This window comes from Pseudomonas sp. NY15437, assembly GCF_048068435.1.
Lineage (GTDB): Bacteria > Pseudomonadota > Gammaproteobacteria > Pseudomonadales > Pseudomonadaceae > Pseudomonas > Pseudomonas nitroreducens_B.
Genome location: NZ_JBLUQC010000008.1, coordinates 146378 through 170637, shown reverse-complemented (window position 1 = coordinate 170637; position 24260 = coordinate 146378). Strand labels below are relative to the sequence as shown.

The window sequence follows — 24260 nt, the reverse complement described above, 5'->3', positions numbered from 1 at the left end:
CTCCGCTCGATCAAACGACAGGCTCCTGAAACAACAAAGGGCCCCCTGCGAACAGGGAGCCCGGCAGCGACTGGCGGAGCCGGCCCGTGGCCCGCTCCGCGAGCGCCTTACCAGCTGTACTTCACGCTGGTCATGACGGTGCGGCGCAGGCCCGGGTAGCAGGAGATCGGGCTGTCGCAGGTCGCGGCGTAGTCCTCGTCCAGCAGGTTCTGGGCGTTCACCGAGAGGGTCACGTTCTTGTTCAGCGGGTAGCTCACGCCGGCGTCGAACAGGGTGTAGTTGTCGACGTGGTAGGTGTTGGCGTTGTTGCCGTAGAGCGAGCCGGTGTAGCGCACGCCGCCGCCGATGGAGAGGCCGTCGACCGCGCCTTCGTGGAAGGTGTAGTTCAGCCAGCCATTGGCCATGTGCTCGGGCACGTTGGCCGGGCGGTTGCCTTCGTTGCCGTCGTTGCTCTGGGTGATCTTGGCCTTGGTGTAGGTGTAGGAGGCGAGCAGGTCCCAGTTCTGGTCCAGCTTGGCCTTCAACTCGGCCTCGATGCCGCGCGACCGCTGCTCGCCGGTCGGCTCGCTGAAGCCGGTGGGCACGCCGTTGGCGCTGAGCTGCGGGGTGAGGATGTTTTCCTTGGTCAGCTCGTAGGCGGCCAGGGTGATCAGCAGGGTGTCGTCCGGCTGGAACTTCACGCCGGCTTCGTACTGGTGCGCTTCGCTGGCCTTGAATGCGCCGCCATCCGGGCCGATGCCGGAGTTGGGCACGAACGACTCGGAGTAGCTGACGTAGGGGGCGAGGCCGAAGTCGGTCAGGTAGGTCAGGCCGACGCGGCCGGTGAAGGCGTTGTCCTTCTGCATGCTGTGGGCGCCGGTGTGGCTGTCCAGGTCGTTGCGCACATAGTCGTAGCGGCCGCCGGCGGTGAGGATCCAGTGGTCGTCGAACTTGACCTGGTCCTGCAGGTAGGCGCCGATCTGCTCGATGTTCTGGTCGTAGTCGATGGCCTGGCCGGGGAGGGTGGTGTCCTTGGTCGGGCGCTGCACGCTCTGGCCGTACTGCGGGTTGTCCAGGTTCAGCGACGGGCCGAGGGTGCGCCAGCGGGCGATGTCGGCGTCCTGCCAGCTGTAGTCCACGCCCATCAGCAGGGTGTGCTTGATGGCGCCGGTGTCGAAGTTGGCCTGCAACTGGTTGTCCAGGTTGAAGGTGTCCAGGTGCTGGTCGAAGCGATCCGCGGTGCGGATGATGTTGCGCCCCACCTGGGCCTGCGGCAGCAGGTTGGCGAAGACCAGGTCGACCTGACCGTAGCGCGCGTTCTGGCGGAACTCCCAGACATCGTCGAAGCGATGGCGGAATTCGTAGCCGAGGGTGTACTGGTCCTGGCTGAAGTGGTTGTAGCTGTGGTCGCCCAGCAGGGTGCCGGTGGTGTGGCCATTGACGCTGTAGTCGAAGATCGAGCCGGAGTTGCGGTCACGCAGGAAGTCGGTGAGCACGGTCAGGCTGGTGTCTTCGTCCGGCGCCCAGGTGAAGGACGGGGCGATGTAGTAGCGGTCGTCCTCGACCTCGTGGCCGTCGTCGTACTCGGCCTGGGTGTTGGCGTCGCGGGCCAGGCCCACCACGCGGTAGAGGAACTGGTTCTGCTCGTCCAGCGCGCCGCCGAGGTCGAACTGGCCCTGCTTGCGGTCATGGTTGCCGCCGGTCAGCTGGACTTCGTTGACGTGGTTGGCAGTGGGCTTCTTGCTCACGCGGTTGACGATACCGCCGGCGTCGCCCAGGCCGAACAGGCTGGAAGACGGGCCACGGACCACGTCGATGCGCTCGAAGGCATAGGGCTCGCTGCGAAAGAACGCGTAGCTGTTGTTCTGCTGACGCAGGCCGTTGAGGTAGTCGCTGGTGGCCTGGGCGTTGAAGCCGCGGATGTACATCCAGTCGAAGCCCTTCGGGTCCAGGCCGTAGGCTTCCACTTTGACGCCGGGCACGTAGCGCAGCGCTTCGGTCACGGTCTGCGCGCCCTGGGCATCCATCTGCTTGCGGGTGATCACCGAGATCGACTGGGGAATCTCCAGCAGCGGCGTGTCGGTCTTGCTGCCGCTGGTGGAGGTGCGCGGCACGTAGCTGTCCTCGCCTTCGACGGCGCCGGTGATGGTCTGCGACGAGAGGTTCAGGGTATCGCCGCCCGCGGCGTCTGCGCCCAGCAGGGTCACGCGGCTGCCATCGACCTGGTACTGGATGCCGGTGCCTTGCAGCAGGCGCTCCAGCGCCTGGGTCGGCTCCATCTCGCCGCGCACGCCGGGCGCGCGCAGGTTCTGCACTTGGGTCTGGTTGAAGACGATCTGCAGGTTCGACTGCGCGCCCAGGCTGGTCAGCGCGGAGGCCAGCGATTGAGCCGGAATGTCGATGCGGACCGGCGCCGCTTGCGCGGCGGTGGCGGTGAGGACCATGCCCAGGGCGGTGGCGCGGACCAGGCGGGCCAGCGGTTTGACCCTGTGCCGGGTTTGAAGCGCAGTGCGGGTGCGACTCACGTGTGTTGCTCCTATGATCGTGTTGCAGTTTCTAATAAGAATGATTCAGCTAGGTGGCACGCCGGTGCAGGCACCGGAACAATCCGTTCGCTCTGTTGCTGCCGGGTAAAGACCGGGTGAAGGGCGGCAAGCCGCACCGCCCGGCGCTCAACCCATGGCCACGTCGGAGCCGCCATGGGGCGGCGATGCGGCGCGATGGTCCTCGATCGCCACGATCTGCCCGGCGCTCATGCGCAACAGGCGGTCGGCGACGTTGAAGTAACGGTCGTCGTGGGAAATCACGATCAGCGTCTTGCCCTGGGCGCGCAGCTCGGGCAGCAGCTCGGTGTAGAAAATCCGGCGGAACTCCGGATCCTGGTCCGCCGCCCATTCGTCGAACACCAGCACCGGGCGTTTTTCCAGCCAGGCCTGCACCAGCGCCAGGCGCTTGCGCTGGCCGGTGGACAGATCGGTGGTGGAGAACGCCTGGCCTTCCAGGCTGACCTTGTGGGCGATCTCCAGGCGCTCCAGGTAGCGGCTGGCTTGGGCGGGGATATCCTGGCTGCCCTTGAGCAGGTCCTCGAAGAGGAAGTAGTCGGCGAAGATGGTGGTGAACAGCTGGCGGTAGTCGTCGCGGTTGGCGTCGGTCACCGGCGCGTCGTTGAGCAGCAGCTCGCCGCCGCGCGGCGCGTAGAGCCCCAGCAGCAGTTTGATCAGGGTGGTCTTGCCGCATCCGTTTTCGCCGGCGATGAACAGGATCTCGCCGCGGTTGACGGTCAGGTTCAGCGGGCCGACGCCGAAGCCGCGCGCGCCGTCATCGGTGGGGTAGTGGTAGGCCAGGTCGCGCAGTTCGAGGCGCTGGAAGTCCAGCGCCGGGCGCCCGTCGTCGGCAAGCAGCAGGTTCGGTTCCGGCGAGGAGAAGCGCACCGACAACTCGGCGATGCGGCGGAACGCGACCTGGGCGCGGCTCACCACCGGCAGCTGGCCGATCAGCCCTTCCAGCGGGCCCTTCATGTACAGCAGCACCAGGATGAAGCCGGACAGCGTCGCCCGGTCGGTGCTCGGCCACAGCGACTGGTAGGCCAGGGCCACGCCGATGACGATGAAGAACAGCGTCGAGCCGAAGCCCTTGGCGAGGTTGAACAGGTTGATCGAGCGCAGCTGGATGTCGCAGATCTCGTCGGCGGTGCCTTGCAGGCGCTCGCTGTAGTGCTGGAAGCGGCGCGGCCGGCTGATGCGCAGCTCCTTGGCGCCCTCGGCGATGGCGCGGTAGTGCTTCTGCAGCTCGTCTTCCTTGTCCCGCGCCTCGAAGAAGCCCTTGATGCCCTTGGCCCGCGCGACGTATTGCACGGCGCTGCCGATGACGATGGCGACGGCGGTGGCGAGGAACATCGGCGGCGACAGCCAGGCGAGGTAGCCCAGGCAGCCCAGGGTGGTGGTCAGGGCGACGGCCAGCGGCGCGAAGGCGAAGGCGAAATCGCTGATGGTGTCGATGTCGTGGGTCAGCACCGGGATCAGCCGGTGGCTGCGGTAGCGCTCGATCTGCTCGATGGGCGCGGCGATGATCTTGCGGCCCAGGTCCTTGCGCAGCCGCGCAATCACATGCTGGCCAACGTAGTTGGTGCCCCGGTCGGAAATGATCGAGCCCAGCAGCGCCAGCACGCACAGCCCGGCAAAGCCCAGCAGCAGGCCGGCGGGCATGCCGCCCTCGGAGTGCAGGCTGTAGTTGATGGTGGCGAGCAGCGCGGTGATGGCGGCGCCGCCGAGCATGCCCAACACGGTGGCGACGGTCAGCGGCAGCCAGTGCGGCCGCAGCAGTTTGAGCATCTCGCCAAAGGCGCTTGGAGCGGGTGTTTGCATCGTCTTTTCCTGGACCCGGCCTGCGAAGGAGCAGGCCGCACTACGGGACGAGACGGCGCGCGAATCAGGAAATCATCGGCAAATCCGAATCGTTCCTATCAAGACGAATGAGCGCGGGAAAAACTGAAGAGAATTTGCGAATTTTTCGCAAATGAGATGAACCGCCCCGGTGATCTGCGCAGGTTTCGCTCCTGCCCGGTGCCGGATCGCGCGTAGGAGCGGACTCCGTCCGCGATAGGTTCGCATCGCGCCGGAGAACATCGCGGACAGAGTCCGCTCCTGCGCACCCGGCTAACCCGGACCCAGTAGGAGCGAGCTTGCTCGCGAACGGGCGTGGCACCGAACCCAGGCGCAGGGCAAATGACCTGGACCGGGTCATCCGCCAGCCCGGTTAGAGCTGCACGTAACGACTGGCGAGCAGGGTGCGGCCCTGGCTGTCCTTGCGCAGCTCCACCGGCAGGACCTTGGGCAGCGACTCCACCAACGCCTGCAGGTCGTCGGTGCGGTAGATGCCGCCGATCCGCAGGGCGGCAACGGTGGCGTCGTCGAGGTACACCGGTTGCGGGAGGTAGCGGTTGATCAGCGGAATGGCCGATTGCAGCGTCAGGTCGTCGATCACCAGCTTGCCGTCGAGCCAGGCGATGGCGCCGGCCGGGGCGACCTGGGCCAGTTCGATGCGCTCGGCGCCGCGGCTGTAGCGCGCCTGCATGCCCGGGGTGAGCTGGGCGCTGTTGCCGTCGACGCTGTCCGGCGGGCTGACCACCACCGAGCCTTCGAGCAGGGTGACGAGCATTTGCTGGGGATCGGTCCAGACGTTGAAACGCGTGCCGGTGACGCGCACGTTGCCGTTGTCGGTGTAGACCGAGAAGGGTTGCAGGGTGTCGTGGGTGACGTGGAAATACGCCTCGCCGCCGCTTTTCAGCCAGGCGCTGCGACGGTCGCGGAAGTGGGCGAAGAACAGTTGCGAGTGGCTGTTGAGTTCGACCGTCGAGCCGTCGGCCAGCTCGACTTCGCGGGGGCTGGGCTGGGCGGCGTAGTAGCCGACCTGCGAGGGCAGCCACCCGGCGGACCAGCCCGCCGACCACGCGGCGCCGATGGCCGCCAGCACGCCGGCGGCCACCGCGGCGATGCGCTTGCCACTGCGCGGGCGGCGGCTGCGCGAACGGGCGCCGTGCCGTAGCTCATGCGCCAGAGGGGCGACGGCAACAGGCGGCGACGCCGGCAGGCGTGCCGAAAGCTCCCAGATCTCCAGCATCGCCTGGTACTCCACCGCGTGCCGCGGGTCGCGCGCGAGCCATTGGGCGAATTCCTCGCGTTCGGCGTCGCTGCACCCCTCGTCGTGCAGGCGCGCGCACCAGTGCGCAGCTTCGGCGCTGATGCGGTCGTCGTCGAACGGGGCGGGGGAGGTGGTCATCAGGTGTTCCGCTAGGGCCGCTGGCGGCCGATATCGCAATTTCTTCGTGTGTTGATGCGACTGATTATAAATAAGCCAGGTGGGCGCTGTCAGCACGAGGCTTCAGGCGCGATCGCCAGGGCCCATCCCTGTGCGTAGGAGCGGACTTCGTCCGCGATCGACTCACTGCAGTTATGTGCGACGGTGAGTTGGACTGAAACATCGCGGACGGAGTCCGCTCCTACCTGGATAGTCCTGCGCTGGCCTCAGCCCTCTCTTCGCCCTGGCAGCGCGCCCCGCTCCGAAGGGAAGGGGCAGGTCGGTGCAGGAGGAATCCATGGTCTCAGTCGGCACGGACAGCTCCCTCTCCCTTCAGGGAGAGGGCGGGGGAGAGGGCACGCCCCGGCTCGATTTTCAGGTAGGAGCAACTGTCTCCTTCTGAAAGTCCGTGCCTGAGTTTCCCTCTCCCTAACCCTCTCCCTGAAGGGAGAGGGGACCGGTCGGTGCAGGTTGCGCCCGCCGTGTCAGCCGGCTGCTTTAGCTACCTTTCCCTTCGGAGCGGGGCGCGCAGCCAGGGCGGTTGAGAGGGCACGCCGCGGCGCGATTGTTCAGGCAGGAGCACACTCCGTCCACTGCTCTGCGAGAGCCCGTCACCCAGAAGAAAAGACGCGCCACCTCCGTCCGGATTTAGTCCCGCGTGCCCCACCCGCTGTCCCTGCCGATCTCGGCTCGTCATTCTGAAATTTTCATGACTTATTGAGAATCATTCTAAATTTCTCCGCACCTGTCTCGTCTCTCCAGATAACGCGCTCTCGACAGCGCACATCATCGGCGACACGCAGGATCGAGTGCCGGCCGCCACGCGGCGGGGCGCTCCAGGCAGGGCTCAGCAGTAAGCCGCCGGCTCCCGCGTGGTCACGCCCCTCGGCCATCGCGATACAGGACATTGGCACCATGACCCAGATGATCACCCCGACCTACGACGTGCTCGGCATCGGTTTCGGCCCCTCGAACCTTGCGCTGGCGATCGCCCTGCAGGAGCAGGCGCGACGCGAGGGCCGGCATTACCATGCCCTGTTCCTCGACAAGCAGGCCGACTACCGCTGGCACGGCAATACCCTGGTGGCGCAGAGCGAGCTGCAGATTTCCTTCCTCAAGGACTTGGTGACCTTGCGCAACCCCACCAGCCCGTACAGCTTCGTCAACTACCTGCACGCCATGGGTCGGCTGATCGACTTCACCAACCTGGGCACCTTCTACCCGTGCCGTATGGAGTACAACGACTACCTGCGCTGGGTCAGCGAGCAGTTCGCCGAACAGCGCGTCTGCGGCGAGACCGTCAGCCGCGTCGAGCCGGTGCAGGGGCCGGACGGCATAGAGCTGGTCAAGGTGCTGTCCACCGATGCCCGCGGCCACGAGCGCTTCCGCCTGGCGCGCAGCGTGGTGGTCAGCACCGGCGGTACGCCGCGCTTCCCGTCGGCTTTCAGCCACCTGCGCGACGACCCGCGGGTGTTCCACCACGCCCGCTACCTGGAGTGCATCGCCAAGCAGCGCTGCAACCAGAACGAGCCGATGCGCATCGCGGTGATCGGCGGCGGGCAGAGCGCCGCCGAAGCCTTCATCGACCTGAACGACAGTTTCCCCTCGGTGCAGGTCGACATGGTGCTGCGCGCCGCGGTGCTCAAGCCCGCCGACGACAGCCCCTTCGTCAACGAAATCTTCGCCCCGCGCTACACCGACCTGGTGTTCAACGAGCCCAAGGCCGAGCGCGAGAAGCTCATCCAGGAGTTCCACAACACCAACTATTCGGTGGTGGACCTGGACCTGATCGAGCGCATCTACGGCATCTTCTACCGGCAGAAAGTCGCCGGGGTGGACCGCCACGCCTTCCTCTGCCGCCGCCATGTCGAAGCCGCCAGGGCCGACGCCGACGGCATCGAGCTCACCCTGCGCGACAGTGCCACCGGCGCGGTGGAAACACACCGCTACGACGCGGTGATCCTCGCCACCGGCTACGAGCGTACCTCGCACCGCGAGCTGCTTGCGCCGCTGCAGGAATACCTGGGGGACTTCGAGGTGGGCCGCGACTACCGCGTGCTGGCCGACGAGCGCCTGCACGCCGGCATCTACCTGCAGGGCTTCACCCAGGACAGCCACGGCCTGAGCGACACGCTGCTGTCGGTGCTGCCGATGCGTGCGCAGGAAATCGCCGCCTCGCTGTTCGAGCACCTGCCGCCCCAGGAAGCCGCGCACAAGCCGGCGCGTCCGCTGGCGGCGGAAAGCGCCTGACCCACGGCGCCCGGCATCGACATCCGGGCGACTAAATTCCGGCCGACCCTGCTCGTCATACGAGCGGGGTCGTTGCATTCACCCAAAGGCTACCTACCATGACGCCCAATTTTTCCCTGCCGCTGCCCGATGGCCGCACACTCGGCGCCGATGCCGGCACCCACGGCCTGACCCTGCTGCTGGACGGCCAGCCGCTGCTGAGCGCGCAGCGCGACGGCGAGTGCTGGCAACTGACCTCCGAGCCCACCATGGAGGCGCTGTGGGCGCTCGCCTACTGGACGTTTGCCGGCGACGCGCTGAGCGAGCGGGTGCCGTTCGCGGCTGCCGATGTGCCGGCCGAGGCCTTCGCGCACGGGCTGGTCAATCGCGATGAGGTCGGCGGGCGCCTGCAGATCGAGCGCGCCGCCTTCTGGCAACTGCCCGCTGCGTGGCACAAGGGCGCGGCCCGTGCCGACTACCCGCTGGTCTACCGCATGAGCGGCGGCCGCCGTCATCCGCTGCGTGCTCCAAAGCCCCAGGGCGAGGTCTATCGCCGCTTCGACGCCAAGCTGGGCCAGTGGATTTCCCTGCGCACGCTGGATATCGAACGTGACCTCGAGCGCTTCAACCGCTGGCAGAACAGCCCGCGCGTGCTGGAGTTCTGGCAGGAAGGCGGCACCCTGGAGCAGCACCGCGCCTATCTGGAAAAAGGCGCTTCCGACCCGCACACCACTGCCCTGATCGGCTGCATCGACGACGAACCCTTCGCCTACTACGAAGCCTACTGGGCCAAGGAAGACCGCATCGCACCCTTCTATGAGGTGGACGACTACGACCGTGGCATCCACATGCTGGTGGGCGAGGAGACTCATCGCGGCCCGCACAAGGTGGAAAGCTGGATGACCGCCCTGGTGCACTACCTGCTGCTGGACGACCCGCGCACCCGGCGCATCGTCGCCGAACCGCGCGCCGACAACGCGAAGATGATCGGCCACATGCAGCGCCTGGGCTTCTGGCGCGAGAAGGAATTCAACTTCCCGCACAAGCGCGCCGCCCTGATGGTGCAGAGCCGGGAAACCTTCTTCGAGCGCTGCCGCCTGTGCTGACGGCGGTACGCCGCTGGGTCGAGGGCGGCCGGTGATCGCAGCCCTCTCACCCTTGTATTTCGGCGAGTTCGCCAGCTACCGCGAGGTGCTGGTGACGCGCGACGACCCCCGTGCTTCGATCCCGGCGCGCGCCCTGCTGGAACGGCAAATGCTCGACAGCGTGCTGCGCCGCTTCGACCCTCCCAACGCCGACAGTGACAGGCGTGCCCTGGCGTCGCAGTGGTCCAAGTGGTACCTGGTGCGCCTCGTCCCGCCCGTGGTCGCCGCCGCGCTGGTGCTTGGCCGCCGGTTGCCGCTGGCGTTCGATGAGGTGGAGGTGGTGCTGGATGCCCAGGGCATCCCCGAGGCGTTCAAGCTGCCGGGGGAGGGCGCAGCGTTCGCCGCGCCGCCCCAGGATCCGTTCCAGCGCTTCGCCCATTTGCTGGAAGACCATCTGCAGCCCTTCATCCAGACCCTCGCCGGCGAGGCGCGCCTGTCGCCAAGGGTGCTCTGGAGCAATGCCGGCAACTATTTCGAATGGTTCATCGGCGAGATGGCCAAGCTGCCGCCGCTGGCCCCGCTGCTCGGCCACGGCCGCGAACTGCTGGCGACCGAACGCCGCCCGGATGGCACGCGCAACCCGCTGTACCAGCCGGTCCGGTATGTCGAGGTGTCCTGCGCGCAGCGGCCAGATGGCCTTTGGCGGCAGCGGCGGACCTGCTGCATCCGCTATCGCCTGGACACCCTCGGGCATTGCGACAACTGCCCGCTGATCGACGAGCCGCCGCCCGAACCCAGCGACCTGTGAATCACGCGTCTGCAGGCGCTGTGTTCGCGAGCAAGCTCGCTCCTACAGGGGGGGCGCCGGAGTGCGTTTCGTAGGAGCGGACCCTGTCCGCGAATCCCATCGCGGCGGAATGTGCAACTGCAGGCAAACACTGAAACATCGCTTTTCGTAGGAGCGAGCTTGCTCGCGAACCGCCCGGCACCGACGCCATGCTGCGGCCGCAGGCGCTATCCACCCTGCGTGGCGGAGCCAGAGCGCCGAAGCATCGCGTTGCGTAGGAGCGGGCCATGCCCGCGATCCGTCGGCATGGCCGACGTCCGCTCACGTGCGCAGCGGACGTGCAGGCGTGCCCGTGGGGCAATCGCGGGCATGGCCCGCTCCTGCACGAAGTGCCGATATCAGCGCAGATAACTGATCGGCGACCCGTCCACCGGGTTGCTCAGCACGCCCATGGGGATGCCGTAGATATGCTCCAGCGTCTCGCCGCGCATCAGCTCCGCCGGCGAGCCCTGGGCCAGCAGGCGGCCGCCGTGCAGGGCGATCAGGTGGTCGCAGTAGCGCGCCGCCATGTTGATGTCGTGCAGCACCACCAGCACGCCCAGGCCCAGTTCGCGGCTGAGGTCGTGGACGCGGGAGAGCACTTCCACCTGGTGGGCGATGTCCAGTGCCGAGGTGGGTTCGTCCAGCAGCAGGTAGCGGCTGTTCTGCGCCAGCAGCATGGCCAGCCAGACACGCTGGCGTTCGCCGCCGGAGAGCAGATCCACCGGGCGCTCGGCGAAGGCGAGGGTGTCGGTGAGGTCCAACGCGCGGTCGATCTGCTGTCTGTCCTCGCCGGTGAAGCGCCCCAGCGCGCCGTGCCACGGGTAGCGGCCGAAGGCGACCAGCTCGCGCACAGTCAGGCCATCGGTTTGTGGCAGCTGCTGCGGCAGATACGCCACCTGGCGCGCGAAATCGCGGTTGCCCCAGTCCTGCAGCGGCTTGCCATCCAGGCGGATGCTGCCGCCACTGGCCTGTTGCTGGCGGGCCAGCAGCTTGAGCAGGGTGGACTTGCCCGAACCGTTGTGACCGATCAGGCCGATCATCCTGCCGTCGCCCAGTTGCAGGCTCAGCGGATGCAGGAGGGTGCGGCCGGGGACGCTGAAACTGACGTTTTCCAGTTCGAACATGGGGTCATCCATCTCGGCGGCGTGGCCGGAAAAAGCGGGAGCCTGACTCTAATGCAATCGCTAATGGTTATCAATTTTCCAAGGCGTCGCGGAACTGCTGGATGGGTTGCCTGTCCCTGTCGCAAACCGCTTATGATTCAACGTCGTACACGATCTGGTAGGACCCATGGAGTCTGCTGTCGAACGCTACAAGCGGCTGGTCGCCGAAGCCCTTGCGCGTTATTTCCCCCGTACCACCGAATACCTGCGCGCCGAGCGCGAAGCCTCGCAGCCCAAGCCTGGCACCCGCGGCAAGGCGAAAGGCAAGGCCAAGGCGCCGGCCAAGCGCAGCGCCAAGCCCAAACCGGACGGCGATGCGCCGGCGCCCAAACGCCCGCGCGCAGCGGCGGCCGGCATCTACGGCAGCGCCACCGCGCCCGACGAGCAGCACGCCATGGATATGCGCCAGCGCGTGGCCCAGGCGGCGGCCCACGGGATCGTCAGCCTGCCGTCCGACGAGCAATGGGCGATGATCCTTGCGCCCGAGCCGCTGACGCGCATCTTCGCCGGCGCCGGTTCCGGCAAGTCCACCACGCTGGTGCTGCGGGTGGTCTACATGCTCTGCCACTTGGGCATCGACGCGGAAAAGGTCACGGTGATCTCCTTCACCAACGCCTCCTGCGCACAGCTGCGCGAGCAGTTGGTGAAGGTGCTCGGCTACTGGGGGCATCCCTTCGACGCGGCCCAGGCGCGGCAGTGCGTGCGCACCTTCCATTCGGCCATGGGCACCCTGGCCAAGGTGGCGCTGAAGAACCCGCGCTGGTTCGAGCAACTGGACGAGCGCACCCCGGCCGATGAGCTGGACAACCCCTTGCTTGCCGGGCGCCTGCGCCCGGCGCAGCAGCGTCTGCTCAAGCAGGTTTACCAGCAGTGCTACGCCGAACAGCCGGCGTTCCGCACGCTGGTGCACCAGCTGCTGGAGCTGCCGCCAGCGCCCGAAGCCGGCGAGGACGGCAAGCCACCGCGCATCGGCAAGGCGCCGCTGGACGCCTTCAAGCTGCCGGGCGAGTTCGTGGCGCTGCCGCTGTTCGAGGCGTTCTACGCGCAGTCGGGCTTCATCGAGAGCATCGGCCTGCGCATTGCCCAGCTGCAGCCATCGAGGCTCGCCTGCCCACCGCGCGAGCGCCAGTTCATCGAGGCATTGCAGCTGTTCTGGGCAGCCTTCGACAGCGCCTTGCAGGCGCAGGGCCTGCTGACCTTCAACCTGGCCTTCCAGCGCCTCACCGACCAGCTCGGCGACGGTGCGCTGCTGGCACAGGCACTGGCGCCGTTCCAGCATCTGCTGATCGACGAGTTCCAGGATGTCTCGCCACAGATCGTGCTATGGCTGCAGGCGCTGCACCGCGACCTGGCCAAGCGCGGCGAAAGCGTCAGCCTGATGGCCATCGGTGACGACTGGCAGTCGATCTACGCCTGGCGCGGCAGCTCGCCGGAGCTGTTCATGGATTTCGACCGGCACTTCCCCAGCAAGGGCCGGCGCAAGAGCCGCGTGCTGTTGCTGGAAACCAACTACCGCAGCATCGACCCGGTGATCCGCGACGGCGAGCGGGTGCTGGTGGGCGTGGCCAACAAGCAGGCCAAGACCTGTCGCGCCTTCAAGTCGGCGGAGCCGGGCGACCACGGGGTGAAGCTGGTGCAGCGCTTCGACGCGCGCAACAGCCTGCCGATCCTGCTCGAGGAAATCCGCAAGCAGTGCGAGCACGTCGCCGCGCGCGGTTCGCGGGAGAAAACCGCCGTGTTGGTGCTCAGCCGGCGCAACGAAACCCTGCAGAGCATCCTCGGCGAGCTGGACCGCAAACTGCCGGTGAAGGGCATGACCATCCACCGCGCCAAGGGTTTGCAGGCGGAAGTGGCGATCATCGTCGATGACTGTGCGCCGCCGGAGAAACATCCGCTGCGCAGCGCGCTGTACGCGGCCTCGGGCTTCTTCGCCAGCAGCTATGACCAGGCCCAGCAGGATGAACAACTGCGCCTGGCCTACGTGGCGATCACCCGCGGGGTGAGCCGGGTGTTCTGGTTCACCCGCAAGGCCCAGGGGCCGACGGCGATCCTGGCGATGCGGCGCACCGTCGAAACGGTTCCGGCCTGAGCCTGGGGGAGCGTCAGTCAGTCGTCGCGGGTGAGGACTTCCAGCAGTTCGATCTCGAACAGCAGGTTGGAGTGGGGCTGGATGTGTGCGCCCACCTGGCGCTCGCCATAGGCCAGGTGCGCGGGCACGAAGAGCTTGCGCTTGCCGCCGACCTTCATGCCCATCAGCCCCTGGTCCCAGCCCTTGATCACCCGGCCGGTGCCGATCACGCACTGGAACGGGCGGCCCTTGTCGTAGGACGAATCGAACACGGTGCCGTCCTCCAGGGTGCCCCTGTACTGGGTGGTGATCAGGGCGCCCTTGACCACGGCCTTGCCGTCGCCGACGACGATATCTTCGATCTGCAGTTCGCTGCTCATGGCGTTCTCCGGGGAAACGGGCGGCGCGGTGCCGCAAGGGCGTGCGTTTTCGCAGGAAAACCCGGCCTTTGCAAGCGCCCCGCGGGTTCAGGCGATGGCCGCCTCCCCGGTTCGCCAGCAGGCGGGCGCCTGCGCAGGGTCCCGCTCGCACCCCGGCAGGAGCGAACGTGCTGGCGAACTGCGCTCAGGCCAGGTGCGCGGCAAACCCACTGACCTCCGGCGCAATCTCCTCGCGCAGGGTCAGCGCGGGGATGTCGTAGTCGCCGCCGTTCTGCCGGCGGAAGGGGATGGGCGCGGTGGTCTGCAGGCTGTCCAGGCGCGCGCCCAGTTCCTGCTCGATCTGCGCGTAGCGCTCCGCGTCCACGCGACTGGTGCGGTACACCAGGTAGGGCGGCAGGACATCGAAGCCCGGGTAGAACAGCACGCCGTGATGGATCGGGAACAGCAGGTCGTCGATCGGCCCGTTGATGCCGCGCGGGCCGTAGTGCGACGCCCAGCCACCGGTGGTGACCACCAGCATGGCGCGCTTGCCGGCCAGGTTGCCTTCGCCGTAGCGGTCGCCCCAGCGGGCATCGGAGTGCTCGCCGACACCATAGGCGAATCCGTAGGCGTACACCCGCTCAACCCAGCCCTTGAGGATGGCCGGCATGCTGAACCACCACAGCGGGAACTGCAGGATCACCGTGTCGGCCCAGCGCAGCTTGTCCTGCTCGGCGGCGATGTCGCTGCTCTGCCGGCCGGCCGCGTAGGCGCGCTTGGAGTCCAGCGAGGGGTCGAAGCGCGCCTCGGGGTCGCGGTCCAGGCTGTCGGCGGCGTCCAGCGTGGCTTTCCAGTTCATCGCGTAGAGGTCGGAGACCTGCACGTCATGCCCGGCGGCCTGCAGGCGGCGCACGGCGAAGTCCTTCAGTGAGCCGTTGAGCGAGCGCGGCTCGGGGTGGGCGTAGACGATCAGTACGTTCATGCTGGCGGCTTCCGTTGAGAAGGGATGCGCGCAGGATGCGATGGCCGCCGGTATAGTAGAAATGAATATCCGGTATTCCAGGTATAGGGATGAATAATCTTCGCAGGCTTGACCTCAATCTGCTGGTGACCCTGGACGTGCTCCTGTCCGAGCACAACGTGACGCGCGCGGCGCAGCGGCTGAATTTCTCGCAGCCATCGGTGAGCGTCCACCTGGCCAAGCTGCGCGACATCTTCGACGACCTGCTGCTGCTGCCTGGCCCCCGTGGCATGCGTCCTACGGCGCGGGCGGAATCCCTGCGCGAACCGCTGCGCCTCGCCCTGGAGGCGTTGGAGCAGGCGGTGGCGCCCGCCGCGCCTTTCGACCCGGCCCAGGCGCAAACCACCTGGCGCGTCGCCGCGACGGACTATGGCGAGTCCACCATCCTGCTGCCGGCGTTGAACGCCATTCGCCACAGCGCGCCGGGCACCCGTCTGGCCCTGCTGGAGCTGTCGCCGCCGCGCATCGCCCGGCAGGCGGAGCAGGGCGAGATCGACCTGGCGTTCCACACCACCGACGGCAGCCCGCCGGGCATGCGCCGCCGCACGTTGTTCAGCGAGCGCTATGTGCTGGCCGGCCGCGCCGGCCACCCCAGGCTCAAGCGCAAGCCGAGCCTGGCGCAGTTCTGCCAGCTGGAGCACGTGATGGTGTCGCCCGATGGCGGCGGCTTCAGCGGCGTGACCGACGAGGCGCTGGCGGCGGTCGGCCTGAGCCGGCGCGTGGCGCTGTCGGTGCCGCATTTCCTCTTCGTCATCTCCGCCCTGGCCAGCAGCGACCTGGTGGCCATGGTGCCGGCGCGGCTGGTGCGGGATAACCCGGCGCTGCGCGTGGTGGAGGCGCCGGTGGAGGTGCCGGGGTACGAGATGTCGATGCTCTGGGACGAACGCTCGCACCGCGATCCGGCGCACCGGTGGCTGCGGGAGCAGATTGCCGCATCGGTCTGACGGCGATTCACGCCTGTAGGAGCGGGCCATGCCCGCGACCGTGCGCGTAGCGCGCTCCTACGCGGGGCGTTGGGCGGGTTCGCGAGCAAGCTCGCCCCTACAGGGAAACTCCGCGCGCTGTTGTAGGAGCGAGCTTGCTCGCGAACAACGCCGCCAGGCAGGGGCCTTTTGCCGTATCACTCCACGAACCGCAGCCGCAACAGGTACTTCAGCGACGCCTCCAGCGTCTGCCCATGGCTCAGGCCGTCGAAGGCATGGAACTGCGCCTGCATGCCGGGCACCTTGCCGACGTCTTCCACCAGTTGCTGGGCGGCTCGGGGTGCGCTGGGAGTGATGCCTTCGCGCGGCCGGAAGGGTTCCTCGCCGCCGCGCATCAGCAACAGTTGCGCAGAGTGGCCGGCCAGGCGCTGGGCGAAACCGTCCTGCTCCTCGAGGATGGCGCCGTCGCCCCACCACAGTGAAGGGCTGGCCGGAGCGTAGAAGCTGAACTGTTGCGGCCGGGTGAGCAACGCGTGAAGCGTCAGCAGGCCGCCGTAGGAATGGCCCCAGAGCGTCTGTTGCGCACGGTCGATGGGCGCCTGCGCGGCCACCGCCGGCAGCATCCGGTCACGCATCAGGTCGAGGAAGGCGTCGGCGCCACCGCTGGGGTCGCCGGTGAGCGGGTCTTTCTGCTCCGCCAGCTGCGGGCGCGGCGGAGTGTAGTCGCGGGTGCGGCTCGCCCGGTCGATGCGCAGAGGCGTCTGGTAACCGACGGCGACCAGCAGCGGGGCGCGGCCGTCGTTCAGTTCGGCCAGCAGTTTGTCGTCCAGTGCGCCGAGGGCGGCGTTACCGTCGAGCATCCACACCACCGGGTAGCCGGTGGCAGGGGCGGGATGGTTCGGGCGGGCGATCCACAGCTGGTAGTGACGCTGGCCGTCGGCGGAGTCCAGTTTCAGCTCGCTGAAGCGGTAGGCCAGGTCGTGGCGTTGCAGCAGGTGGGTGTCCATTTTCTGGTCGGGGGCAGGCGCGGCGTGCGCTGCCAGCCCCGGCACGGCGATAGCCAGTGCCAGGGCCAGGAGGCGGATTCTCATCAGGCTTTTCTCGTTCTACAAATCAGAACGACGCGGTGAGGCTGGTGTACAGCGTTCGGCCCGGTTCGTTGTAGGTGGCGGCGCCGGCGCCCTCGATGCCGTTCACGCCCTGGGCGTTGCCCTCGCGGAACAGGCGCTTGTCGAAGACGTTGTCCACCCCGGCGGTGAAGCTCAGGTTTTTGGTGAACACATAGGTGCCGCTCAGCCCTGCGATGGCGTAGGGCGAGAGCTGGTTGTTGGCGCTGCCGGTGACGCGGTCGCCGTGGTAGTCGTACTTCTTCGGCGTCTGCTTGCCGTACCAGGCGACGCTGGCCTGCAGCGACAGCGCATCGGTGGCCTGCCAGTCGAGCATGGAGTTCAGGGTGTACTTGGGCGTCACCGAGAGCACGTCGCCGGTTTCCTTGTTCTTCGACTGCAGCATGTAGGTGAAGTTGTTGCTCCACTTCAGCTGCTCCAGCAGCGGGATGGTCAGGGTGCCTTCCAGGCCCTCGACCAGCGCCTTGGGCACGTTTTCCCACTGGTAGATCGCGGCGTTGGCATAGCTGCCGGTGCCGCCGCTGGCCTGGTCGATGGGCGACAGGCCCGACTCGATCTTGTTCTTGTAATCATTGCGGAAGTAGGTCAGGCCGGCGATCAGGCCGTCCTTCTGGAACTCGATGCCCAGTTCCTTGTTGACGCTCGTCTCCGCCTTGAGGTCCTCGTTGCCCTGCAGGTAGCAGCTGGTGCTCTGGCCGTAGCAGCCCTGGCCGCGGCTGTAGAGCAGGTAGTCGGGGTTGAGCTGGTACAGGTTCGGCGCCTTGTAGGCGCGGGCGATACCGGCCTTCAGGGTGACGCTGTCGGTGAGCGCGTGGGACAGGTTCAGCGACGGGCTGAAATTGTCGCCGACGATGCTGTGGTGGTCCCAGCGCAGGCCCGGGGTGAGCATGGTGCCGGGCAGCAACTCGATGTTGTCTTCGGCGAACAGCGAGAAGATCTGCGCCTGGGAGGTGGTGTCGCGGTTGGTGCTGGTGAGCCCCGGCACCGAGCCGCCTTCGCTGGTGGTCTGGGTGTTGGCGCTGGGGTCGTCGAGCTTCTGCTGCACCCACTCGCTGCCCAGGGTCAGGGTCTGGTCGCGCCAGGCGTGCAGCGGCAGGTTCACCTCGCCGTGGGCGGTCAGGTCGCGCAGGGTGGCGGTGTAGAAATCGGTGTTGCTGAAGATGCCCTCGGTGCCGCCGGCCAGACCTTCGTTGATGCGGCTGTTGCGGGTCTTCTCGTACTGCAGGTAGGCCATGGAGCTGCCGAAGTCCCACTCGCCGCGATGGGTGATCGAGTAGTTCTCGCGGTACAGGCGGTTGGTCTCGTGGCCGAGCATGGACTTCACGTTGGCGTTGCTGTTGGTGTTCTGCGTATCGCCGGTGTAGATGTTGCCCTGGCGGCTGAAGCCGGCCTCGAAGTCCAGCGTCTGCTCCGGCGTCAGGTGCCAGCTGAGCAGGCCGTTGACGTCCTTGTTGCGTACGCCTTCGCGGCCGGCGGGGAGGGTGCCGGCCTGGTTGCCGGTGCGGTTGGATTCATGGCCGGCGTTGATGTCCCAGTCGTCCGAGTCGGTCTTGGCGACGTTGCCGTACACGCGGTAGCTCAGGTTGTCGGTCAGCGGGCCGTTGAGGCCGAAGGTCATGCGCTGGGTGGCGCCTTCGTCGCTGTGCTGCGGGAAGTTGCTGTAGACGGTGACGTCGCCGTGGGTTTCCTGGCCCGCCTGCTTGGTGATGATGTTCACCACGCCGCCTGCCGCGCCGTTGCCGTAGCGCGCCGCCGCCGGGCCGCGCAGGACTTCGATGCGCTCCACCTGGTCAGCCGGCACCCAGTTGGTGTCGCCGCGCGAATCACGCTCGCCACGCCAGCCGTAGCGCACGGCGTTGCGGCTGGACACCGGCTTGCCGTCCACCAGGATCAGGGTGTTCTCCGGGCCCATGCCGCGGATGTCGATCTGGCGGTTGTTGCCGCGCTGGCCGCTGGTGGAGTTACCGGTCAGGTTGACGCCCGGCATGGTGCGGATGATCTGCGACAGGTCGCTGGCCGGCGGACGCTTCTTGATGTCCTCGGCGGTGATGATCGACACGCCCGGCATCTGCTTGGCTTCCTCCGCGGCGGTCGCGACGATGGTCTCGCTGTCGAGTTCGACGGGCTCGGAATCGGCGCTGGCGGCCTGCACGGCGAAAGACAGCAGGCTGCTGGAGAGCAGCAGGAAGGGCGGCAGGAAGTGCATCGGGCGGGACGGCATCGGTGATCTCCGACAACTGAAAGATCGCCAAATGATAATTAATGCTATTTGCTAGTAAAGCGCATTAACTTTCTAAACACTTGCCACGTCCTGGCGGGCCGCGGCGGCCGGCAGCAGCAGGTGCAGGCAAAGGCCGGCCGTGCCGTTCCCGCTGCCGTTCTCGGCCCACAAACGCCCGTCCGCCAGCTCCACGGCGCGCCGGGCAATGGCCAGACCAAGGCCGAAGCCGCTGGACTCGGACGGTTGCAGCCGCTGGTAGGGCTGGAAGATGCGCTCCAGATCCTGCTCGGCCACGCCGGGGCCGTCGTCGCTGACGCGAAGGTGCCAGAATTCGCCCTCGCGCCAGCCATCCAGGCGCACGCTGCCGCCGCGCGGGGAATGGCGAATGCCGTTGCGCAGCAGGTTTTCGATGGCCTGGGCGAAGCTGTCCAGGTGCACCTGCACCACGCAGTCGGTGCCCAGCGAACAGGGCAGCCGCCCGGGCTCCCAGCCGCTTTCGAAGCAGGCGTCCTCACGCAAGGCTTCCCACACCGACAGGACCAGCACCGGCTCGCGCTCCAGCTGCGGGCGCTCGGTGTCCAGCCAGGCGAGGTCGAGGGTGTCTTCCAGCAGGCGCTGCATGTCCTGGATTTCCCGGTCCAGCCGCTCGCGCAACTGCCCTGCCGGCAGGTCGCTGTCATGGGCGATGCGCAGGCGCGCCAGCGGCGTGCGCAATTCGTGGGACAGCGTGCGCAGCAGCAGGCGTTGCTGCGCGAGGCTATGCCGCAGGCGGTCGGCCATGTGGTCGAAGGCCAGCGCCAGTTCGCCCAGTTCGTCGCGACGATGGGCCAGCGGCGTGCCGGGGCCTTCGCTGTCCAGGTCGTCGGCGCGCAGGGCATCGGCGCGAGCGCGCAGGCGGTTGAGCGGCACGACCAGGTGACGGTAGATCAACAGGCCCAGGAGGGCGGCCAGCAGGGCAGGCACCACGCCGTGGCTGAACAGGTGCGTCCAGGGCGTCAGGCCGCCGGGCAGCAGGCGTTCGGGCAACTGCATGACCAGCCGCCCGCGCTCGGGATGCCGAGGGAATTCGATGCTGACGTAGGGCAGCTCGTCCTGCAGCCGGCGACTCATGGGCCAGTCCAGCTTGCGCATGAAGGTCAGGTGGCTGAATTCCTCCGCCGTCAGCGGGGTGGTGCCCAGGCTCCGCAGGTGGTCGTCGATCACCGCGACCCAGGTGTCCTCGGCGGCGGCGAGCTCCCGACGGAAGCGCTCCACGCCCAAGGTGCCCTGTTGCTCCCAGACCCGTTCGGCCTGTTCGGCGTAACGCGCCAGGTAGCTGCGGTCTTCGGGGCCGAGGAAGTACGTACTGCGCTCCAGCGACAGGCCCCAGCTCCAGATCAGCCAGGTGAGCAACAGGCAGAAACCGATTTGCAGCGCGGCGATCTTCCACAGCAGGGGATGGCGGCGCATCAGTGACGGTCCGCGTCCACCAGGATGTAGCCCTGGCCACGCACCGCCTGGATCTGCACCTGCTGCGCGCCGATGGCCGCCAGCTTGCGGCGCAGGTTGCAGACGTGCACGTCCAGCCCGCGATCCAGCCGGGTATAGGTGCGGTGCAGCACGCTCTGGTAGAGGTAGCTCTTGCTCAGCGCCTCCCCGGCATGTGCGTTCAGTGTGGCCAGCAGGCGGTATTCGGAATGCGTCAGGCCTGCCTGTTCACCGTTGTGGGAAACATCCTGCAGCTCATCGTCGAAGTGCAGCGAACCCCGGGGCCGCGGTTTTTCGCGGGCGCGATCCAGGCTCACCCTGCGCAGCAGCGCATCGATGCGCGCATCCAGCTCCGCCAGGCTGAACGGCTTGGGCAGGTAGTCGTCGGCCCCGCGGGTGAAGCCGGTGATGCGGTCCTGTTCCGCGCCGAGGGCGGACATCAGCATCACCGGCGTGGTGCGCGCGCGGCGCAGGGTATCCAGCAGCGCCAGGCCATCGATGCCGGGCAGGAGGATGTCCAGCAGGACCAGGTCGAAGTCGTTCTGGTGGACGGCCACCAGGCCCTGGTCACCGTTGGCGCAGGTGGTGACAGCAAAACCGCGCTGACAGAAATGACGTTCGAGGTCCAGGCGAAGACGGGAATCGTCTTCCACCAGCAAGAGCGAAGGGGACACGATGAGCCTTGAGAATTTCTTTGGTGAGAATACTTAGCATTTGCAAATATCTCACTCCCGGCGGCCGGAAGGCAATGGCGATCTGCCAATGCCTCAGCGACGCCGTCTCAGACCCAGCGGCGCACCCGGCTGCAGAAGGCATCGAACTCGGCGCCGAACAGCTCGCGCAGCGCCCGTTCTTCCGGGCGGATCTGGAAGCGTCCGATGTACAGCACGAAGGCCGCGACGCCGAGCACCGCCCACGCCGAGCCGAGAAGAACGCACCAGCCGAGCAGGATGATGGCGAAGCCCAGGTACATCGGGTTGCGGGTGTGCCGGTAGATGCCGCTGATCACCAGCGCCGAGGCGCTTTCCGGTTTCAGCGGGTTGACCGTGGTGCGCGCGCGGCGGAACGACGCCACGCCCGCCAGGCAGACCGCAGCGCCCGCCAGCACGACCAGCAGCGCCAACCACAGGCGTCCGCCCAGCGGCGCGATGGGACGCACCGCCAGCCACATCAGCACGCCGCTGACGATCGCCACCAGGGGCGGGGGAATACGGTGTTCCAGCCAATCCATGGGTATCTCCGGGCCAGTGCGGCCATGTCCAGTGAGGTGCCAACACTAGCCCAGATCGTTGCGATCAGCGCGGCCGTTTCACCGCGCGCACCTTGCCGCTGGTGCCGCCACCGCAGTAGAAACGCTCGCCGCCATCGGCTTCCAGGCCGGAGACGTGCATGCCCTCGGGCATGTCCAGTTGCTCCAGCACCGCGCCGGACTGCGGGTCAACGCGGCGTAGCTCGCTGTAGGTCGATTCCGGGTCCCAGGTGCCGTGCCAGAGTTGGCCTTCGACCCAGGTCACGCCGGTGACGAAACGATTTGAATCAATCGTCCTCAGGACTTCACCGGTTTCCGGGTCGATCTGATGAATCTTCCGCGCACGGTATTCGCCGACCCAGAGCGAGCCTTCCGCCCAGGCCATGCCGGAATCGCCACCGTTGCCGGGCGCGGGGATGGTGGAGAGCACCTGCCCGCTGGCCGGGTCGATCTTCTGGATGCGGCGTTCGGCGATCTGGTACAGGTGCGTGCCGTCGAAGGCGGTGCCGGCGTGAGCGGGCACCTCGATGGCGCGCTCCAGCCTGCCGTCCTGCGGATCAAGGCTCTGCAGCCGCTCGCCGACGGCGAACCAGACGCGCCGGCCATCGAAGGTCAGGCCATGGACGGTGCTGACGCCGGGGAACGGGCCGTACTCCTGCAACACTTGCGCCGGGGATTGCTTGTAGTGGGTGGTCATGGTGTAGCCCTGCACGTGGTGGGTGGGAGCCTTCAGCCTATTCAGACACCGAAGGGCGCGGGGAGTAACAAGGTCGTCGCGAATCCCGGTGCCGGCGGCAGCGTCCAGCGCCGCGTGCGCCCCTGGCCCAGCGCCTGCACCTGGCCGGCGCCTGCGAGCGCTTCGAGGGCGCGCTGCACGCTGCGCTGACTGGTACCCAGGGCCAACGCCAGGGCGGAGCTGGCCCAGGCCTGGCCATCGCTGAGCAGCGCCAGCACATCAGCGTTGGCTTCCTCCCGCGGTGGCGCAAGGACCAGCGGATTGGCGGCGACCAGCCGATACCCCCGCGGGGTCGACTCGATGCCCGCCAAGGGTTGCAACAGACGCCGCAGCCGGCCGATTTCCACGCGCAGGCGGGCGCGGTGGGTATCGTCCGGGTGGCGGGTGCGGAACACCCGGTTGATCAGGTCTGTGCGTGCCACATCGTCCGGCCAGGCTTCGCCCAGGGCGCGAGCGAGGGCGAAGAGCAGTGGGCGGCTGGCCAGCGACAGGTGGCCGACGCGGTGGCGACAGGCATCGATCACCAGCGCGTCGCTGTGCAGCAGGGCTTCCACCTGGTCCAGCGACAGCAGAAGCGTGGCCTGCCGATCGATGCGCCGGGCGGCCGGGGCGGCAAGCAGCTGCGCGGCCTGGTCGACCTCCGCGCGCAGGGCGGCAATGCCGGATTCAGCAGCCGCGTCGGCGGCCTGACCCAGCGCCGCCCGCGCCTGGGCTGCCTGTAGCCGGCGGACGGCGATGCCGGCAAGGATCAGCCAATGCACCGCGCGCAGGTGCGCCGGCAGCGCTGCCGGTTCGAGAGTGGCCAGCGCAGCACTGGCGGCGTCGAGCTGGCCGATCAGCAGGGCGCGGCGGATCAGCAGGTAGCGCGCGTGGGCGGCATTGTCGGCATCGCCGTAGTGTTGCAGCACCTGCGTAGCCTGCTCCAGCGGCGCGGTCGGCCAGTTCAGCTCGCGGCTGGCCAGCGCCACTTCCGCCTCGGCGACTCGGCAACGCGCGCGCTCGACGGGCTCGTGGTTGCCGAAGCCGCGGGCGGCACGGCGCAACAGGGCGCGCGCACGGGGGAAGTCGCCCAGCTGGGCCATGGCGATGCCGCGCAGGGCCAGTGCGGGCGGGTCCTCGCGCAGCGCCACGCGGTTCAGCGCCGCGAACGGGTCGCCCGCCGCCAGCGCGCTGGCCGCCGCCGTGATCAGCGAATCCATGGAAATCCCGCCACCCGTATCGCTCCCCTCAAGCCGGCCTGCTGGCTAGTCTAGCCATGGCCGCGCGGCCGGTGCGGGAAGCGTGGGCACGGCATCGCCACGGCGGGCGCGACGCTTACCCGGCCTTGCGATACGCCGGGCGCAGCCTCGCCAGCAGTGCCGCCGCCAGGTCCAGCGTCGAGCACAGCAGGAAATAGAGCAGCGCGACGAACAGGAAGACTTCCGTGGGGTAGACCATCACCCGGTTGCTCACCTGGGTGGCGACGAAGGACAGCTCGCCGACGCCGATCACGTAGGCCAGGGAGGTGTCCTTGATCAGCGACACCCACTGGTTGAGGAAGGACGGCAGCATGATCGGCAGCGCCTGCGGCAGGATCACCAGGGTCAGCACCTGCCAGGGGCGCAGGCCCAGGGCGCGGGCGGCGTCCCACTGGCCCTTGGGCAGGCTGTCGATGCCGGCATGCACCGAGTGCGCGAGGTAGGCGCCGCCGATCAGCGACAGCGCGCAGACGACCGTGGCCAGCGCCGGCACGTCGATCTGGAAGACGATGGGCAGCAGGAAGTAGGTCCAGAAGATCAGCATCAGCACCGGGATGGCGCGGAAGAAACCGAGGAAGGCCACCAGCACGAGGCGCGGCCTGCCGCGCAATACCGACAGGGCGATGCCCAGCGCCAGGCCGATGACCGCTGAGGCGATACCGGAGGCCAGGGCCAGGATGACGGTCAGCGCGGCGCCGCCCAGCGGGCCGTCCGGGTAGGCGCCAAGGAGAAAGTAGGACAGGTTGTCGTGGATGACGGTGAAGTCCATG

19 protein-coding genes are annotated in these 24260 nt (G+C 67.7%); 5 read left to right on the top strand and 14 right to left on the bottom strand.

From position 1 onward, the window contains the following. Positions 1-107 precede the first annotated feature (107 nt). The 3 genes from ACNFIA_RS19220 to ACNFIA_RS19210 form a co-directional block, all read right to left on the bottom strand. Positions 108-2504, bottom strand: coding sequence for a TonB-dependent siderophore receptor (locus tag ACNFIA_RS19220; protein ID WP_416787753.1), 2397 nt, complete (start codon positions 2502-2504; stop codon positions 108-110). A gap of 147 nt (positions 2505-2651) precedes the next feature. Further along, positions 2652-4343, bottom strand: coding sequence for a cyclic peptide export ABC transporter (locus ACNFIA_RS19215; protein ID WP_416787750.1), 1692 nt, complete (start codon positions 4341-4343; stop codon positions 2652-2654). Between the two features lie 391 nt (positions 4344-4734). Beyond that, the gene (locus ACNFIA_RS19210; protein WP_416787747.1) at positions 4735-5757 is read right to left on the bottom strand and encodes a FecR family protein; all 1023 of its coding nucleotides are present in this window, start codon (positions 5755-5757) and stop codon (positions 4735-4737) included. 933 nt (positions 5758-6690) lie between these two features. On the opposite strand from ACNFIA_RS19210, the gene ACNFIA_RS19205 reads away from it, so the two are divergent. The 3 genes from ACNFIA_RS19205 (at position 6691) to fhuF (ending at position 9897) form a co-directional block, all read left to right on the top strand. After that, entirely contained in the window at positions 6691-8025 is a 1335-nt protein-coding gene (locus tag ACNFIA_RS19205; RefSeq protein WP_259754829.1) for a lysine N(6)-hydroxylase/L-ornithine N(5)-oxygenase family protein, read from the top strand. A gap of 98 nt (positions 8026-8123) precedes the next feature. Then, positions 8124-9110 carry a GNAT family N-acetyltransferase gene (locus tag ACNFIA_RS19200; RefSeq protein ID WP_416787745.1) on the top strand — a complete coding sequence of 329 codons (987 nt, stop codon included), beginning with the start codon at positions 8124-8126 and terminating at the stop codon, positions 9108-9110. Between the two features lie 31 nt (positions 9111-9141). Continuing rightward, the gene (gene fhuF, locus ACNFIA_RS19195) at positions 9142-9897 is read left to right on the top strand and encodes a siderophore-iron reductase FhuF (RefSeq protein WP_416787743.1); all 756 of its coding nucleotides are present in this window, start codon (positions 9142-9144) and stop codon (positions 9895-9897) included. Positions 9898-10274: 377 nt separating this feature from the next. On the opposite strand, the gene ACNFIA_RS19190 is transcribed toward fhuF, so the two are convergent. After that, entirely contained in the window at positions 10275-11042 is a 768-nt protein-coding gene (locus ACNFIA_RS19190; RefSeq protein ID WP_416787739.1) for an ATP-binding cassette domain-containing protein, read from the bottom strand. 166 nt (positions 11043-11208) lie between these two features. Here ACNFIA_RS19190 and ACNFIA_RS19185 point away from each other — a divergent pair, with 166 nt between their 5' ends. Beyond that, the gene (locus tag ACNFIA_RS19185; RefSeq protein ID WP_416787737.1) at positions 11209-13170 is read left to right on the top strand and encodes a UvrD-helicase domain-containing protein; all 1962 of its coding nucleotides are present in this window, start codon (positions 11209-11211) and stop codon (positions 13168-13170) included. 17 nt (positions 13171-13187) lie between these two features. Here ACNFIA_RS19185 and ACNFIA_RS19180 read toward each other — a convergent pair whose 3' ends face one another. Beyond that, the gene (locus tag ACNFIA_RS19180) at positions 13188-13529 is read right to left on the bottom strand and encodes an FKBP-type peptidyl-prolyl cis-trans isomerase (RefSeq protein ID WP_259754836.1); all 342 of its coding nucleotides are present in this window, start codon (positions 13527-13529) and stop codon (positions 13188-13190) included. Between the two features lie 184 nt (positions 13530-13713). Then, complete coding sequence (locus ACNFIA_RS19175) at positions 13714-14490, bottom strand: NAD(P)H-dependent oxidoreductase (protein WP_416787734.1); 777 nt, start codon at positions 14488-14490, stop codon at positions 13714-13716. Between the two features lie 89 nt (positions 14491-14579). Here ACNFIA_RS19175 and ACNFIA_RS19170 point away from each other — a divergent pair, with 89 nt between their 5' ends. Beyond that, a complete protein-coding gene (locus ACNFIA_RS19170; protein WP_416787731.1) occupies positions 14580-15473 on the top strand; it encodes a LysR family transcriptional regulator in 894 nt (297 codons plus the stop codon). A gap of 176 nt (positions 15474-15649) precedes the next feature. Here the strand turns inward: ACNFIA_RS19170 and ACNFIA_RS19165 are convergent, their stop codons facing one another. The 8 genes from ACNFIA_RS19165 to ACNFIA_RS19130 form a co-directional block, all read right to left on the bottom strand. Continuing rightward, positions 15650-16543 carry an alpha/beta hydrolase gene (locus tag ACNFIA_RS19165; RefSeq protein WP_416787729.1) on the bottom strand — a complete coding sequence of 298 codons (894 nt, stop codon included), beginning with the start codon at positions 16541-16543 and terminating at the stop codon, positions 15650-15652. Positions 16544-16565: 22 nt separating this feature from the next. Then, complete coding sequence (locus ACNFIA_RS19160; RefSeq protein WP_416788011.1) at positions 16566-18785, bottom strand: TonB-dependent siderophore receptor; 2220 nt, start codon at positions 18783-18785, stop codon at positions 16566-16568. Between the two features lie 87 nt (positions 18786-18872). Continuing rightward, a complete protein-coding gene (locus ACNFIA_RS19155; RefSeq protein WP_416787726.1) occupies positions 18873-20249 on the bottom strand; it encodes a histidine kinase sensor domain-containing protein in 1377 nt (458 codons plus the stop codon). After that, positions 20249-20941 (bottom strand): response regulator transcription factor, encoded by a 693-nt coding sequence (locus ACNFIA_RS19150; RefSeq protein ID WP_416787723.1) that lies wholly within the window; start codon positions 20939-20941, stop codon positions 20249-20251. The genes ACNFIA_RS19155 and ACNFIA_RS19150 overlap by 1 nt, the downstream gene beginning before the upstream one ends. Positions 20942-21048: 107 nt before the next feature. Further along, positions 21049-21498 carry a methyltransferase family protein gene (locus ACNFIA_RS19145; protein WP_416787720.1) on the bottom strand — a complete coding sequence of 150 codons (450 nt, stop codon included), beginning with the start codon at positions 21496-21498 and terminating at the stop codon, positions 21049-21051. A 64-nt stretch (positions 21499-21562) separates the two neighbouring features. Then, positions 21563-22213, bottom strand: coding sequence for a glutamine cyclotransferase (locus tag ACNFIA_RS19140; RefSeq protein WP_416787718.1), 651 nt, complete (start codon positions 22211-22213; stop codon positions 21563-21565). 41 nt (positions 22214-22254) lie between these two features. Further along, entirely contained in the window at positions 22255-23451 is a 1197-nt protein-coding gene (locus ACNFIA_RS19135; RefSeq protein ID WP_416787715.1) for a helix-turn-helix domain-containing protein, read from the bottom strand. Positions 23452-23566: 115 nt separating this feature from the next. Beyond that, a complete protein-coding gene (locus ACNFIA_RS19130; protein ID WP_416787712.1) occupies positions 23567-24259 on the bottom strand; it encodes an amino acid ABC transporter permease in 693 nt (230 codons plus the stop codon). Between the last annotated feature and the right edge of the window lies 1 nt (position 24260).